This window comes from Alteromonas naphthalenivorans (genome assembly GCF_000213655.1).
In the GTDB taxonomy this organism is placed as follows: domain Bacteria; phylum Pseudomonadota; class Gammaproteobacteria; order Enterobacterales; family Alteromonadaceae; genus Alteromonas; species Alteromonas naphthalenivorans.
Window position 1 is genome coordinate 2,193,140 of record NC_015554.1, and the last position, 16,054, is coordinate 2,209,193.

Consider the following 16,054-nt stretch of genomic DNA (forward strand, 5'->3'; position numbering starts at 1 on the left):
AATTGGCATTTAACCTTACCCAGCATCGTTCACTTCACGCTCGTACTATCTAGTTCACAGTAAAATGATAACTAAAAATGTTTATAAACGCCGCACCCCACCATTTTAAAAGGATATAAAAACCTTTTTTTCGGCCTAAACGAATAAATTTGATACTTTTGGATAATTTTTTGTTGACGAAAAGGGATGCAAATGTAACCTTATTGTTAATATTCCGGTTGCAGAGCAATTTTTTTTAATAAAAACTAAACCGGTTTAGTGTCATGAGAAATAGATAGTAGTGCGAATTAACGTTGCCTGATTAATAAGACAAGCCATCGCTTCACAAGAGAATTTAATAATAATTTTATGTTTGTGAGGTACTTAGCTGAACAGCTTTTGGAGAAGCAAAATGAACAACAAATTATCAAAACTTACGGTAGCCATATTATCCGCTACCACTGTAGGTTTTTCTTTGCCAAGTTTTGCGCAAGAAGAACAGGACACACAAACCCCAGATTCTTTGGAGGTGATTGAAGTTCGTGGTATCGCTAGCAGTATTGCTGAGTCTGCCCGATTAAAACGTTACGACTCTCGTATTGTAGATGCGATTGTGGCGGAAGATATTGGTAAGTTGCCAGATAACAATATCGCTGAAGCGCTTCAGCGTATCACTGGTGTGTCTATAAGCCGAGATTTTGGTGTGGGTGAGTCGGTAACCATTCGTGGTATCTCACAAAACCGCGTTGAATTAAATGGTCGTTCTACCTCAGGCAGTGGTCGTGGTGGTATTAGTCTTGATGACTTTCCTTCTAGCTTCTTAAAAACCGTTGAAGTGGTTAAATCCCCTACTCCAGAAATGATTGAAGGTGCGTTAGGCGGTACTATTAACATGACAACTGTACGCCCGCTAGAGCTTGAAGAGCCTCTGGTAGCCGTGACCTTAGATGGAGAGTACGCAGACAAAGCAGAAAACTGGGCGCCTATGTTTACAGGCGCAGCCGGAAGAAACTGGGATCTAGGTGATGCCGGTACGTTTGGTGCATCAGTAGTGATGTCGTATCAAGACCGCACACTAAGACGTGATGAGTTCTTTAATCTTGTAACCCCAACCGAATTAGATTTAGACGGCGACGGCAACAGTGACGCTGCTAATACCCCTAGCGGTAACTACTTAGTTCGCAGTCAAAACACCGTTGAGCAAAAAACTGAACAGCGTGAACGTACCGCTTATGGATTGTCCCTTCAATGGGCGCCAAAAGATACCGACGCCTTTATTTACTTAGACGTAAACGCTACCGACCTTGACGGTGGGCAAGAAGCCTACTCTGTACTGAACGACAGCAAAGACTATTCTGATTTGGTGTTAGACAACGCCTACGGCGATGCCCAAGGTCAACTGCAAAGTTTTGGCTCAGGCAGTGCGTTTGTACAGCCTAAAACATGGGCCGATTTTACCACCAACGACTCGATGTCCAACGCGCTAGGTGGTGAATGGTTTATTACCGATAAACTAAAAATTTCAGGTGAAGTGGCGTATACCAAGTCTGAAAGCCTGCGTACCAATTCTGAATTTAACTTACGCCCTATTTCTCGCGATCAATATGAAGAAGACGGTACTATTACCGAAAATTTATTTACCATTACCATGACCCAGGAAGGCGATGCAGTACCTGGTATTGCGTTTTCGGATGAGGACGCGCTATTAGATCCAAGTAACTTGGCTATTCGCCAATTTACCCACCAGCGTTACTATGAAGAAAACGAAGAAACAGCAATTCGTTTTGACATGGAATACATCGAGCCTTTTTCAAATTTAAGCTTCCTCACTAAAATAAAAGCAGGTATTCGTACTACGGATAGAGATTACGAACTAGACCGCTACGACTTAAGAAATAATGGTAGTGAACTTAAAAACTTACAAACCAGTGTGTCTTATGATGGTGTGATAAGACCAACATGGGTAGATGAATTTAACTCTGCTTTTGGGGGATTTAAGGAAATAAACCACAGTAATACCTTTGAACAATCTGGTATTTTTGGCACTAACGCGCTCACCCATTACTACGTTTACGATGGTGCTGAGCTGGCTTACAATATTAATGGTACTTACGACCGCGTAAAACAAATGCTGGATGGCAGTAGCCATGAATTAACCGGATCATTAGATGACAACATGGTTCGAAATACTGGCTCTTACGCCCAAATAAGCGAAGAAACTCAAGCGTTATATACCCAGTTTCATTTAGATTTCGACAAACTTACCGCGGTAGTCGGTGCACGGTATGTGCAAACTGATTTAACGTCTAATACGTTTGATCAAACTGGCAGCTATGATTACTCAGATTTTCTTCCAAGCATCAATGCCACCTACTCGTTAGCAGACGATACCATTTTACGTTTTGCTGCGGCCAAAGTAATGCGCCGACCAGAATTTGGCGAGCTTAGCCCTGCAATTAGTGTCGATAATTCACTCGTTACCGGTACACAAGGCTCGTACCAACTTGACCCCTATCGTATTACCCAGTACGACTTATCTGCTGAACATTACTTTGGTCAAGGTGGTATGGTCTCTGCCGCTATATTTTATAAAGATGTAGAGTCGTTTACCGTAGCAAGCAGCTCTTGCATGGCTGATAGCAACACGGTAACAGGCCAAAACGTGACTGAGTACGTTAACGTATGTTTACTGGATACCGCAGGGGTAAGCCAAGCTGATGTGAATTACGCTTCGGGCGACCAAGACTTAGCGTATGTAGAAGCTCAGCGTGATGCCGGCCTAACCGGTATTGTTATCGACACAGATGTTAATGGTGGAAGCGGTGAAATTGCAGGTATCGAACTTGCCTACCAACAACAGTTTAGTTTTCTTCCTGGCATGTGGTCTGGTTTAGGTGTTAGCACCAACTATACCTATGCCGATAGTGAACAACCTGATGGTAACCCACTGCTAGATATTTCTAACCACACCTTCAATGGCCAGGTTTACTGGGAAAATGCGGGTATCCAAATACGTCTTGCCTATAACTGGCGTGATAAGTATTTAGACACTCAAGATGAAAAACGTGTACGTCCTGTTGGCGCGCTAGCCACCGGTGTGTACAACCGTACCAATCCTGAAGAAGCATTTTTTGACCCAACGCTGGGTAATAACTATCGTGATGCTCGCGGCCAGTTCGACTTTTCGGCCAGTTACGATGTAAACGAGCATATTACGCTTGTAGCGAACGCGGTTAACTTAACCGGTGAGCCTATCGTGCAAGTAACAGAGCTTGATAGCATTTGGCAGTATAGCGAGTCGGATAGACGCTTTACCTTCGGCGTACGAGCTCGTTGGTAAGGCTTTGTAGCATACTTCGCTATTGGCAACATTGGCGAAGTATGTGCAACGTTCACTCTACGCTAGCACCAATTATAGTTATTTAACCAGACCATTTGCCGTAGTAAACGCTACGGCTAACTTTCTAATTCATTCAATCACTTTTTTTTCTTTTGACGATTTCCGTAAGGAGCGCATTCATGTCAAACACTAAACATGTATATCTGGCCGGCTTAGCCGCGCTTTCCTTGGTGGCAGCGTGTAACGACGCTGACACTTCTTCATCGACCAACACAGCACAGCAAGATTCACACGCCGTATCGGGTGCTAAGGCTCCTGGCGAAGTATTCGATCTTTCCCCTTGGAACATACTTTTACCGCTAGATAGAGACGGTGACGGTAAGGCCGACAAAATTAAAAATAAAGACTTAGCAAGCTTTCATGTGGATGAGTTCTTTTATTTAGACGACAATAACAACATGGTATTTGCGGCGGCGAATAAAGCATTCACCTCTCCCACCTCAACGAATACCCGAAGTGAGCTTCGTCAAGTGTACGCCGATGAAAACGGCAATGTTCCCAGCTTAGAAAGCCCAGCTAATTACTTTGCACTTGCCTCAAACCCAGACTCAGATAAGTTCGCTGCCATCGGTGCCCGTATGGAAGCCACCCTTAAAGTAGACCACGTTTCTACCAATGCTAAATATCATGACAAACCCCCCGCATATTCGGTTGTTGTAGGGCAAATTCATGCTGGTAAGCTAGATGACCTTAGAAATGATGTGTCGGGTTTTGGTTGGGGTAACGAACCACTAAAGATTTATTATAAGAAGTACCCAAACCATGAGACAGGTACGGTATTTTGGAACTATGAGCTAAATTTACCAGAAGATAACCCTAAACGTACTGACATTGCTTACCCTGTATGGGGAGATGGGTGGCATGACGACAATGATCCCGGTGAAACAGGCATCGCGCTTGGTGAGTCTTTCAGTTATGAGATTAACGTTTACGGCGATACAATGTATCTAACCTTTAGCGCAGAGAACCACCCCACGGTTAAGCACCAGATAAACTTGGCAAACAATGTTGATGCTAATGGCTTTATAGATGACTATGATGACCCTGTGGCGTACAAGAATGATTGGCTTTTTTTCAAAGCTGGCGCGTATAACCAATGCAGTACGAAGGATGCCCCAACATTCCGCTACCCCGCTTGTCCGGGAACGGGCGACTGGGAAACCGATAAAAAAGCAGGTAACTACACCCGCGTGTCCTTCTCTCATTTGCAGGTAGGCGATGCTATTGCAGTTAAATAGTGAAGAGTATTTGGTAACACAAATACTCCTATAAACGCCTTTAGTAAGAGAATAATAATGAATAAAAGTAAAGTTAGACTTATCGATGTGGCTGAGAAAGCGGGCGTATCAAAAAGTACCGCCTCGCAATTTTTAAACGGTCGCTTCGATTTTATGTCGTTCGACACCCGTTTGCGATTGCAAAAAGCGGTAGAGGAACTGAATTATGTTCCCAATAATATCGCCCGTAGCTTGAAAACCAATAAGACCAAAACCCTGGGTGTTATTGTAAGAGATATATCTAGCTATTACACCAGTCAGACCATTCGTGGTATGGACGATTATTGTAAAAGTCATGGCTACGATTTATTCATTTATAATTCGGATTTTGAACCCAAAACCGAAAAAAATGCGCTGACTACACTTTGCCAATTAAATGTAGACGGCGCCATTATTGCCTCTTGCGGAAACAACGCAAAGCTAATAGAAGACATTTCGAATAACACTATGCCAGTGGTGCAATTTCAATTAGAACATGACGATTGTGACACCGGCATTGTGGTTGCTGATTACAAACGGGCGTCTTTTGATGCCACTGAGTACCTTATTAACTTGGGGCACAAACATATTTGTTTTGTAACCCAAAAGTTCGAATCGGTTAAGTCTCGCCAAGAGAAGTATCAAGGTTTTGTAGATGCACATACAAAACATAATCTACCCGTTGACGAAACCCTAACTATACATTGGAGTCGGCAGGACGGATTGCATCGCTCTCCCATTGATATGCTGAAGTCAGACAACCCACCCACCGCTTTTTTTACTCAGCAAATTGCAATAACCATTGATGTACTAAAAGAATTAGAAGCCGCTAACATTCCTATTCCCCAAGACGTGTCTTTACTTGGGTTCGAGGAAATCCCTATGGCTGAATTTTTTAAGGTGCCTATTACCGTTATCAAACAGCAACCTTACGAATTAGGCGGCGAAGCAGCGCGCATGTTGATGAATAAAATCAATAATCCTAAATCGGTAAATACGCGTATGCTGGTGCCCTGTTCTTTGGTGGAACGCTCATCATGCGCGGCGCCTAAGGCTTAACCTATTTTGTTTTCACTAGTGCGGCACTGATGGGATGAAAACAGCGTTAGCTATAATAAAGCGCCGCCTTTTAAGGAATAGTACATCAGTGTAATGCCCTGAAGGTTAAAAATTAGCTCATCACTATGAAAGTATTGAAATTATATTTTCAAACTAATGCCGCAACCTTGTTTAAGTTTGATACTGTATTACCCATCTCCTGAATTTAGTGCTTTTATCGATTAACTCCCATGCTTTCATTTATCACCAGTACCTTAGTGCCCGTTCTAATCCTACTTTTAATGGGTTGGGTATTTTTTCGCATCCGTTGGTTAAACGAAGCCTTTATCGAGTCGGGTTCAAAGCTGGTGTTCAATGTCGCCCTACCCTCGTTGCTTTTTTTATCTATTAGTCAGTCAAACTTTTCTAATGCCGCTAATTTTACCCTCATCACTATTGGAATAAGTGGTTCAATATTGATGTGCGCGGTATTAATGTTATTGGTGCATTTCACCGTGAACCCACAAAATGCACGTGGTGTAGTAGTGCAAGGTGGCTTTAGGGCCAACATGGGTATTATCGGCTTAGCCTATTGCGCGAATACTTATGGGCAAGAAGGCTTGGCAGCCGCATCCGTTTATATGGGCTGTATTACCATTTTGTACAATGTTATGTCGGTGTTTGTGCTCAACTTCTATCAGGTGGGTTTTACAGCGCCAATGAATCAAATTAAAGGTATTGCTCGAAACCCGCTTATTATTTCAATTGTTGCAGCATTACCATTTTCTTATTTTCAATGGTCGTTGCCCGAGGTTGCCTTAAAAACCGGAGAGTATTTTGCCCAGCTTACCCTTCCCTTAGCACTTATCTGTACCGGCGCATCACTGCAGTTCCGCTCTTTTTCTAGCGACTGGTATAACATCGCATTAGCCACAGTAAGTAAGTGCATTGTTTACCCCGCCTTACTAGTAGGTATTGCCTATTTTTCCGGTTTCAGAGGTATGGAACTAGGCATAGTATTATTGCTGTCTATTGCGCCGACAGCCGCAGCCAGCTATGTGATGGTAAGAAACTTAGGTGGCGATCACCGTCTGGCGGCGAGTATTATTGCCCTAAGCACATTGGTGTCGTTACCTATTACCGCCATCGGGTTTGGCAGTTTAGCCATGCTAGGCCTGGTTTAAGAGCTAATAGGTGCTCAAAGCCCACGCTATACACTTGTTTACACTTTTATGGTTGGCAATTGTTCGGTTTTGACCCACAATGAACTGAGTTACCTTTGATTCCCTGAGTTCGATTGCTTTAATTCGAACATTGGGCTTAAGCGATTAGGTTCGATGGCTGCATTTGATGGCTTGCCGTTAATAGCTAAAAGTCAGTAGCCAGCATTTAATCGCATGGAAAAATTATTATGAAAATAGTTCGGTTAACCCTTGGTAGCATTCTTTTTATCGGCGGCATTATTTTAACCCTTTTACCAGGGTCAATTTTGTTAGTGATAGGTGGATTAGTGTTACTGAGTTACGACTGGCCCCGTGCACGTGGATGGCTCAAAATAAGTCAGAACATGATGGCGTCAAGCGCTAGAAGAATAGACCGCGTATTATTAATGCGTAAATTTCGCTAAGCAATTACTGCGTAATTTACGCTTTCCCCCCTGTCATCGCACATCGTAAACCATTAATCTGAAGTTTCAGTATAACCTTCATAGTCATGTTATTTTTATACACTAAACTCGTTAAAAGTATAAAATTCAACGACACGATTAATAACATTTTATAAAAATCAAAAACCTTTCATTTATTCAAACAGGCAACGTGAGGCATTCGACTGACCATCGACACTTACGACAATGGAGACAAGACCATGATTACGTTTACCGTTAACGGTGAAACACGTGAATTTGCGGGCGATCCTACCACTCCCGTACTTTGGTACTTACGTGACGAACTACATCTAACTGGCCCTAAATTTGGCTGTGGCATGGCACAATGTGGTGCCTGTACCGTACACATTAATGGTGTAGCACAGCGCTCTTGCGTATTGCCTGTTTCAGCGGTTTCAGGCAGTAAAATAACGACCATTGAGGGCTTGAGTAAAGACGGTGAACATCCCGTTCAACAAGCATGGGTTGAACATAAGGTGCCTCAATGTGGATATTGTCAGTGCGGCCAAATGATGCAAGCGGCCAGCTTGTTAGCAAGTAACCCTACCCCAAGCGATGAGGAAATTGTGCAAGGTATGTCAGGCAATATCTGTCGCTGCGGTACTTACCCACGTATTCACAAAGCGATTAAGTCAGCGGCGAAAACTATGGCTGGTGTGGAGTATTATGTTCCTGTAGCAAGCTCGCCAGAAACAGCCACATCTGAGTCTGCGGGAGAAGAAGCATGAGCAAGTATTTCGACTTAACGCGTCGCAGCTTTCTAAAGTCATCGGCCACCGCTGGTGCACTCGTTTTAGGTACGTATTTCATGGGCGCTGCACCTCGCGCCATGGCGGGCGTACTAGCAAAGCCTTCTGAATCAGCCAAAATGGCTAACTTATTTGTAGCACTACGCCCCGATGGCGTTGTTGAGATTACGTGTCACCGCTCTGAAATGGGCCAACAAATTCGTACCGCATTGGCGCAAATTGTGGCCGATGAGATGGAAGCCTCGTGGGACAAAGTCGTGGTGATCCAAGGTAAAGGCGACCCGAAGTACGGCGATCAAAATACCGATGGTTCACGCAGTATTCGTTACAACATGCAACGTTTACGTGAAATGGGCGCAAGTGTTCGCCACCTTATGCAGCAAGCCGCCGCCACCCGTTGGGACGTACCTTTCGATTCATGCAGCGCAGTGCAACATGTGGTTACTCATACCTCAGGTAAAACCCTTACCTATGCTGAACTGGTAAACGATGCATTAAAAATTACCCCGCCAGAGCTCGATCGCATTACCCTAAAAGAACGCAGCGAGTGGCGTTACATTAATACCGCCATGGCGCACATCGACTTAAAAGACATTGTTACCGGTAAAGCGACTTTTGCGGCTGACGTACTTGAGCCAAAAGCCTTAATTGCAGTGGTGGTTCGCCCACCAGTTGTTGGCGGAAAAGTAAAAAGCTTTGATGCAAAAGCCGTTAAAGCTATTGATGGTGTGGTAGATGTGGTTGAAATTCCTGCGGCGAAAGGCGCACCACAGTTTCAACCTAAAGGCGGTATCGCCATTATTGCTAACAATACCTGGGCTGCCATAAAAGGCCGTCGCGCCCTTACAGTAAGTTGGGACGATGGTAAAAACGGTGATTATAACTCCGAAGCCTTCAAAGCAAGCTTGCTGGAAACAGTATCGAAGCCACAAAAATCAGTTCGCGAAAAAGGTGATGCAGCCAATGTGCTTGCCAATGCTAGTGATAAATTGGTTGCCGACTATTACGTGCCGCATTTAGCACAAGCGCCTATGGAGCCACCTTGCGCTACGGCAATGTATTATAAAGACCGTGTTGATGTGTGGGCTGCTACGCAGAACCCACAGGCCGATATGGAAACCGTGGGTGCCATGATTGGCATGCCGAAAGAGAAGATTAACGTGCATGTCACCATGCTAGGCGGTGGCTTTGGTCGTAAATCGAAACCCGACTTTTCTGCTGAAGCGGCCTACCTTTCAATGAAGACAGGCAAGCCAATTCGCGTGCAATGGACTCGTGAAGACGACATTCAGCATGGTTTCTATCATGCGGTTTCAGCACAGCATATTGAAGCCTCTTTGGATGAAAATGGCGGCATTGATGCTTACTTGCACCGCACGGCCTTTTCGCCCATTGCGTCTACCTTCCAACAAGACGCTACCGCACCGTTCAGCTTCGAGCTTCGTTTAGGCTTTACGGATAATCCTATCAATACCCCTAATATGAAACTTGAAAGTGGTGAAGCACCGGCGAAAGCGCGTATAGGATGGATGCGTTCGGTGTCTAACATCTTCCATGCATTCGCTATTCAGTCTTTTATTGCTGAAGCGGCTCACAAAGCGGGACGGGATCAAAAAGACTACCTACTTGAAACCATTGGCCCCGATCGTATTATCGATGTAACCGAACAAAATGCAGAATACGACAACTACGGCGCAGACAAAGACGCTTATCCACTCGATATTGGCCGACTACGTAAAGCGATTGAGAAAGTGGCTGATATGAGTGGCTGGGGCCGTGAATTACCAAAAGGCAGAGGCCTTGGGATAGCAGCGCACCGAAGCTTCTTAACCTATGTGGCGACTGTGGTTGAAGTAGAAGTGTCTGACGCAGGCGACCTTAAGATCATCAAATCATGGGCCAGCATTGATGCAGGTACTGTGGTAAATACCGACACGGTGAAAAACCAGGTACAAGGTGGGTCTATCTTTGGTATTACTGCCGCCATTAGTGACGGTATTACTTTTGATAAAGGTCGTGCTCAACAAAGTAACTTCCATGACTACCGCGTACCGCGTATGAGTGATGCGCCGCTAGACGTTGAGGTTGAGATTATCCCAAGTGATGCACCACCAGCAGGTGTAGGTGAACCAGCAACGCCGGTTTATGCGCCTGCCTTGTGTAACGCTATTTTCGCGGCATGTGGCAAACGTATCAGACAGTTACCCATTGGTAACCAATTAAAAGCCTAATACTGACTTAGTTTGCTCCAAAGTTAATAGTTTGATAAAGGCGCAATAAAGCACAATAAATACGCATTAAAAAAGCCGCTTAGATTGAAAAATCTAAGCGGCTTTTTGATGTTTAAGCTTCTATAAATAGCGTATTGCTAGGCTAGCGTCAAAAAGATTAGCCATGCTTTTCAGCAAGGTATAACCAAGTTTCAACGACGGTATCTGGGTTAAGCGATACTGAATCGATACCTTCTTCTACCAACCAGGCAGCAAAGTCTTCGTGATCTGATGGGCCTTGACCACAAATCCCGACGTACTTTCCACGTTTCTTAGCCGCTTGAATAGCCATTGATAGCAAGGCTTTCACGGCGGGATCTCGTTCGTCAAACAAGTGAGCAATAACGCCACTGTCGCGGTCTAGCCCAAGGGTTAACTGAGTTAAATCGTTCGAACCAATCGAGAAGCCATCAAAAATATCTAAAAACTGATCGGCAAGTAATGCATTAGAGGGTAGTTCACACATCATAATAACGCGTAAACCGTCTTCGCCTTTCTTAAGCCCCTGCTCTTCTAGTAGTTCGATAACCTTACGGCCTTCTTCGAGAGTACGTACGAAGGGGATCATGATCTCAACATTGATTAAGCCCATGTTGTTACGAACCCGTTTAATGGCTTCACACTCTAAGGCAAAACAGTCGCGGAAATCTTCCGAGATATAACGACTCGCACCACGGAAACCGAGCATTGGGTTTTCTTCATCTGGCTCGTACTGATAGCCGCCAACTAAGTTGTAGTATTCGTTAGACTTAAAGTCAGACATACGAACAATGACTTTTTCAGGCGAGAACGCAGCACCAATGGTAGAAATACCTTCAACCAATTTTTCAATGTAGAATTCAGTTGGTGAGTCGTAACCGGCAATCATATCGCCAATTTCTTCTTTAAGCTCAGCAGGCTGGCTATCGAAGTTAAGTAACGCTTTAGGATGCACACCAATCATACGGTTAATAATGAATTCTAAGCGAGCAAGGCCAACACCTGCATTAGGCAAACGCGCAAAATCAAAGGCGCGGTCTGGGTTACCCACGTTCATCATTACTTTTAGTGGTAAGTCAGGCATAGAGTCGATACGTGAGGTCACTACGTCAAACTCTAGCTCTGCACCATAGATATAACCTGTATCACCTTCTGCGCAAGATACGGTAATTTTATCGCCGTTCTCGATACTGTCAGTGGCGTTACCACACCCTACTACTGCAGGAATGCCTAGCTCACGAGCAATAATCGCTGCGTGACATGTACGACCGCCTCGGTTAGTGACAATGGCAGACGCCTTTTTCATGATAGGTTCCCAATCTGGGTCTGTCATGTCGGTAACCAGTACATCGCCAGCTTGAATCTTGTCCATCTCTTCAATAGAGCCAAGTACTTTCGCTACGCCTGCACCAATTTTATGCCCAATAGCGCGGCCTTCACACACGATATTACTTTGACCTTTAAGTTGGAAACGCTCAATACTTTGAGAATCTTCACGACTTCGAACCGTTTCAGGGCGCGCTTGAACAATATACAACTTACCATCTACGCCATCTTTGGCCCATTCGATATCCATCGGGCGATCGTAGTGCTTTTCAATAATTTGCGCCTGCTTCGCCAGCTCCATCACTTCTTCGTCGTTCAGTGAGAAAGCTTTACTTTCAGCGCTGTCGATATCAACGATAGACACTTGCTTGCCATGCGCCTCATCGTCTGAGTAAATCATTTTAACTAGCTTGCTGCCTAGGTTACGGCGAACAATGGCTGGAAGCCCTTTATCAAGGGTTGGTTTGTGTACGTAAAATTCATCTGGGTTTACCGCACCCTGCACAACCATTTCACCCAGGCCGTATGAACTCGTAATAAATACTACGTCTTCAAAGCCCGACTCTGTGTCGATAGTGAACATCACGCCCGACGATGAAATATCGCTTCGAACCATGCGCTGAATACCAGCAGACAATGCGACACCTTTATGGTCGTAACCTTGGTGAACACGATACGAAATAGCACGGTCGTTAAATAGCGAGGCGAATACGTGTTTAATGGCTACTAATACAGACTCGTAACCTTTCACGTTAAGGAAGGTTTCTTGCTGACCGGCAAACGACGCATCTGGCATGTCTTCTGCGGTAGCTGATGAACGAACTGCAAATGATGCTTCGTCGCCTGCATCACCCTGTAACTTCACAAACGCTTCTTTGATAGCGTCTTCTAGTTCAGGCTGAAAAGGCGTGTCGATGATCCATTGACGAATATCTTTGCCTGCTTCATTCAGCGCAGCAATATCGTCTACATCAAGTGTATCTAATACGTTATGAATTTTTGCCTCTAGACCACTTTGCTCTAGAAATTCATTAAAAGCCTCTGCAGTTGTGGCGAAACCTCCCGGTACTTGTACACCGGCGTTAGCTAGGTTAGAAATCATCTCGCCTAAAGATGCATTTTTGCCGCCTACGCGACCTACATCATGCATGCCCAGTTCTTGATACCAAAGTACGAATTCTTTCACTGCCGAAGCCTCCAGCTTATTTTTGAGTAGGGTATAAGCAATGGCGGGCCACATGCCCAACATTGGTAAAATACGTGTCGACTGCGTATATCCAAACGCGCTTAATGCTTATTAATATTAACGAGTACCAAGTAAAGCAGGCTTGCGTTACATCAAGTCATCATTAATAACCATATAGCTTTTCGACGAAATCATCTTAGAATGGGGGAAATCGGAAAGTAAACTCTTTATTACTTTTGTAATAAAATTACGACAATGTTAAGGATTTGTTGTGCGCACAGCTTTTTATATTTCAGATGGTACCGCCATTACAGCAGAGGTGTTTGGCCACGCCCTGCTGTCTTTGTTCCCTATTGAATTCAATCACAATACCATTCCTTTTGTTGAAACTGAGGAAGAAGCCAACAAGGTTTTGGACAAAATATCTGAAAGTTTTCAAGACACAGGAGAAAGGCCGCTCGTTTTTTATACAATTGTGAATGTAGATGTTCGCAAGATAATTTCAAAATCGGTAGGTATTAACTACAATTTCCTCGATCAATTCGTGGCGCCGCTGGAAAAAGTGCTTGGTGTGCCCTCAAAACCAGAAAAACATCGCACTCACAGCATTCACGAAACCACCTATGACATTCGTATTGAGGCGGTTAACTATGCCTTAGCCAACGATGACGGTTCTAACCTGAAAGATTACGACGAAGCCGACATTATTTTAGTAGGCGTCTCGCGCTCGGGTAAAACGCCCACCAGCTTATACTTAGCCCTGCAGTTTGGTATTAAGGCGGCAAACTACCCCTTTACCGAAGATGACATGGGCGACATGCTTAAATTGCCTACGGCGCTTCGCCGCTATAAAGACAAACTTTTTGGGCTCACTATTCAGCCAGAACGACTACATCAAATTCGCTCTGAGCGAAAAGCAAATAGCCGCTATGCGTCATTACAGCAATGCAGAATGGAGCTACGAGAAGTTGAGAACTTGTACCGAAAAGAAAAAATTCCGTTTTTAAACAGTACCAAATATTCAATAGAAGAGATTTCAGCGAAAATATTGGCGGAAACAGGGTTAAAACGAAGAAAGTATTAACCAACCGCAAAGTGCATAAATGCCAGCCAAATCTTTGGCTGGCCTATTTACCGCTAGTTTAAAAACACACTAATTTATAAACAGGTTCCTCATCGAGTATCAGCTTGTGCATTTAACACGGGCTAATCTAGAGATGTTTAGCATCCAACAGTGTTTGCACTGCCTTGGGCAAAAGTTTACGTGTTTTCGCGGTAATAGCCGCGTCGTTCTTTTGCCACTTTATACCTAGGTAAATCACAAACAACCCCAAAAACGTTAACGCAATAGGGAAAAACCAGCTATCTGCGAACACTTCTGCTGCCAAATAGCCTACGTATCCTGTACACCCAATAGCCCCGAATACGACAAACACTCTTCTAATTAAGAGTACGCCGATAAATATCATCACGAAATTAATGAGAAAGTAGAAGAATTTCGAAAGCTCGCTGTCAGAATGTTGAGAAGATAACCCTCCCCAAAACGCAATAACGCCAAATAAGTATATCCAAAATGCATAGTCGGCTTTGTTTGCTGTACGTACATCTACCCAAAACCCGAGCGCTATCATAAGAAGACCTGTGTACATAGAAACTATTGTTCTTAGTTCCCAGCTGTATTCCCCGTCTGACAACATCACCGAGACATCCATGGTTAAATACCATAGCGTAACCGCAATAGGCATGACTAAAAATGGATATTTATACTTCCAAGCAATGACAACACCCACCGCCAACGTACTTAGCTCCATATACAACCAGTGCCAATGAATGTACCTGTGATAGTCGCGGTAAACGGTATCGTCAGGCCAAACGCCTAAAGCCTGCTGAACACCAAAAACTGCCAACGGGGTTAGCACAACAACAAAGGTAGCGCATAGGCCCGCCGGCACAAAAAATCCTTTCATCTTAAAAACGTTAGCTAACTTAATTCCCACAGCTGCATAGAATAAGCTGATGAAAACAATACCGATTCCGCCAAACGATACCCAGCCAAGGTTCATAAACAGTGTCATTGCGCCAATGGCAATTAAGCCACCAAGATAATACAACACATGGGTGAAATCGAACTTGGCAGTGGTACTCGTTTGCTGATTCAAAAACGCGATCAACTGTTCAGACTGCTCTGATGAAAGAATATTGGCGCTTACTGCGTCTTTAATATGTTGCTTGGTGACGTTCAATCTGCACTCCTTGGCAGTGTGTTACCGCAAAGTCATTTTTCTAAATAACATGACGCCCATAAACAGTAAGCAAAAAACCTGAAGTGAGCCGCCACTGTAGCCTTCTCTATGTTCTACTTTCGCAATCTTTTCTTCTTTTACTCTGGTTTTAAATCGAGCAAGTTCAGCATCTAAGTTTGTAGACATATCGTCAACGGCTATACCAAACCCTTCTAAAGATTTTTCGGCCAACGTATCGTCAATACCTACAGCGGTGGTACGCTTCTCAAGCTTACTTACCCCTGGCGCTCTGAACAGCATCTTTTTACTTTTGATATCGAAAACTGCAGTATCCACAAAGGTCTGAACCGTGTTTTCATTCCCTGGAATAACGTACATTCCTACAATGGTCCAATACAGTAACGCCGCGTTATTTTCGAGTGACTGAGTAACTTGGTCGTAAGACACTAACGCCATTACATCAACATCATATAACCTTCCTACTTGCTCTAACGTTGAAAAACCTTCTCCCCCGCTTAAGTACTCACTAGGAATGATTTCAATGCGATCGATATACTCGTATTGAAGGAAAGACTGCTTAACATTTTCTAGAAGCTCTACTTGATCTTTACCATGCAGGCCATCTCGGCGCCAATTGCTTGAAGGAACAAATGCGAGCCCAACCTTTACCGGTAATTGTAGCGTGGGAATTTCAGGCTGGTGCTTAACCCGGCTTTCTTCATCAGGGTAAAGGAAATCCATTAAACTGCTAGATTGAGCTTGTTTACCTGTGTTGTTACTGACTATTGCACTGCATGCTGCGAGTGAAAAGAGTGCTGTGAGTAACATTGCCCCAGACATGGTTTTTAATATTCTTGTTGTCATCGACAATCCTTTTTTACTGCTATTGAAAGGTTACGAAATTGAATGGTATTTATCGTTTAAGGCGTTAATCGTAATACTTCAAATTACCTAAAATTTAT

At 44.0% G+C, this 16,054-nt stretch carries 11 protein-coding genes; 8 read left to right on the top strand and 3 right to left on the bottom strand.

Annotated features, from left to right (window positions below; all coding sequences use genetic code 11):
- Nucleotides 1–391 precede the first annotated feature (391 nt).
- The 7 genes from AMBT_RS09605 (at nt 392) to AMBT_RS09635 (ending at nt 10,319) form a co-directional block, all read left to right on the top strand.
- Nucleotides 392–3,319, top strand: coding sequence for a TonB-dependent receptor (locus tag AMBT_RS09605; RefSeq protein WP_013784427.1), 2,928 nt, complete (start codon nt 392–394; stop codon nt 3,317–3,319).
- A 179-nt stretch (nt 3,320–3,498) separates the two neighbouring features.
- On the top strand, nt 3,499–4,617 hold the full coding sequence (locus tag AMBT_RS09610) for a polysaccharide lyase family 7 protein (RefSeq protein ID WP_013784428.1): 1,119 nt from the start codon (nt 3,499–3,501) through the stop codon (nt 4,615–4,617).
- 57 nt (nt 4,618–4,674) lie between these two features.
- Entirely contained in the window at nt 4,675–5,694 is a 1,020-nt protein-coding gene (locus tag AMBT_RS09615; protein WP_013784429.1) for a LacI family DNA-binding transcriptional regulator, read from the top strand.
- 230 nt (nt 5,695–5,924) lie between these two features.
- Nucleotides 5,925–6,857, top strand: coding sequence for an AEC family transporter (locus AMBT_RS09620; RefSeq protein WP_013784430.1), 933 nt, complete (start codon nt 5,925–5,927; stop codon nt 6,855–6,857).
- A 227-nt stretch (nt 6,858–7,084) separates the two neighbouring features.
- Nucleotides 7,085–7,300 (top strand): PGPGW domain-containing protein, encoded by a 216-nt coding sequence (locus tag AMBT_RS09625; protein ID WP_013784431.1) that lies wholly within the window; start codon nt 7,085–7,087, stop codon nt 7,298–7,300.
- A 239-nt stretch (nt 7,301–7,539) separates the two neighbouring features.
- On the top strand, nt 7,540–8,067 hold the full coding sequence (locus AMBT_RS09630; RefSeq protein WP_013784432.1) for a (2Fe-2S)-binding protein: 528 nt from the start codon (nt 7,540–7,542) through the stop codon (nt 8,065–8,067).
- Nucleotides 8,064–10,319 carry a xanthine dehydrogenase family protein molybdopterin-binding subunit gene (locus AMBT_RS09635; RefSeq protein ID WP_013784433.1) on the top strand — a complete coding sequence of 752 codons (2,256 nt, stop codon included), beginning with the start codon at nt 8,064–8,066 and terminating at the stop codon, nt 10,317–10,319. The genes AMBT_RS09630 and AMBT_RS09635 overlap by 4 nt, the downstream gene beginning before the upstream one ends.
- Nucleotides 10,320–10,476: 157 nt before the next feature.
- Here the strand turns inward: AMBT_RS09635 and ppsA are convergent, their stop codons facing one another.
- Nucleotides 10,477–12,849, bottom strand: a complete 2,373-nt coding sequence (ppsA, locus tag AMBT_RS09640) for a phosphoenolpyruvate synthase (RefSeq protein WP_013784434.1) — start codon at nt 12,847–12,849, stop codon at nt 10,477–10,479.
- 271 nt (nt 12,850–13,120) lie between these two features.
- Here ppsA and ppsR point away from each other — a divergent pair, with 271 nt between their 5' ends.
- Nucleotides 13,121–13,933, top strand: a complete 813-nt coding sequence (gene ppsR / locus AMBT_RS09645; RefSeq protein ID WP_013784435.1) for a posphoenolpyruvate synthetase regulatory kinase/phosphorylase PpsR — start codon at nt 13,121–13,123, stop codon at nt 13,931–13,933.
- A 127-nt stretch (nt 13,934–14,060) separates the two neighbouring features.
- Here ppsR and AMBT_RS09650 read toward each other — a convergent pair whose 3' ends face one another.
- Together AMBT_RS09650 and rhlP are read right to left on the bottom strand one after the other, a co-directional pair.
- The gene (locus AMBT_RS09650) at nt 14,061–15,092 is read right to left on the bottom strand and encodes a hypothetical protein (protein WP_013784436.1); all 1,032 of its coding nucleotides are present in this window, start codon (nt 15,090–15,092) and stop codon (nt 14,061–14,063) included.
- 21 nt (nt 15,093–15,113) lie between these two features.
- Complete coding sequence (gene rhlP / locus AMBT_RS09655; RefSeq protein ID WP_013784437.1) at nt 15,114–15,956, bottom strand: rhombotarget lipoprotein; 843 nt, start codon at nt 15,954–15,956, stop codon at nt 15,114–15,116.
- Nucleotides 15,957–16,054: the final 98 nt, after the last annotated feature.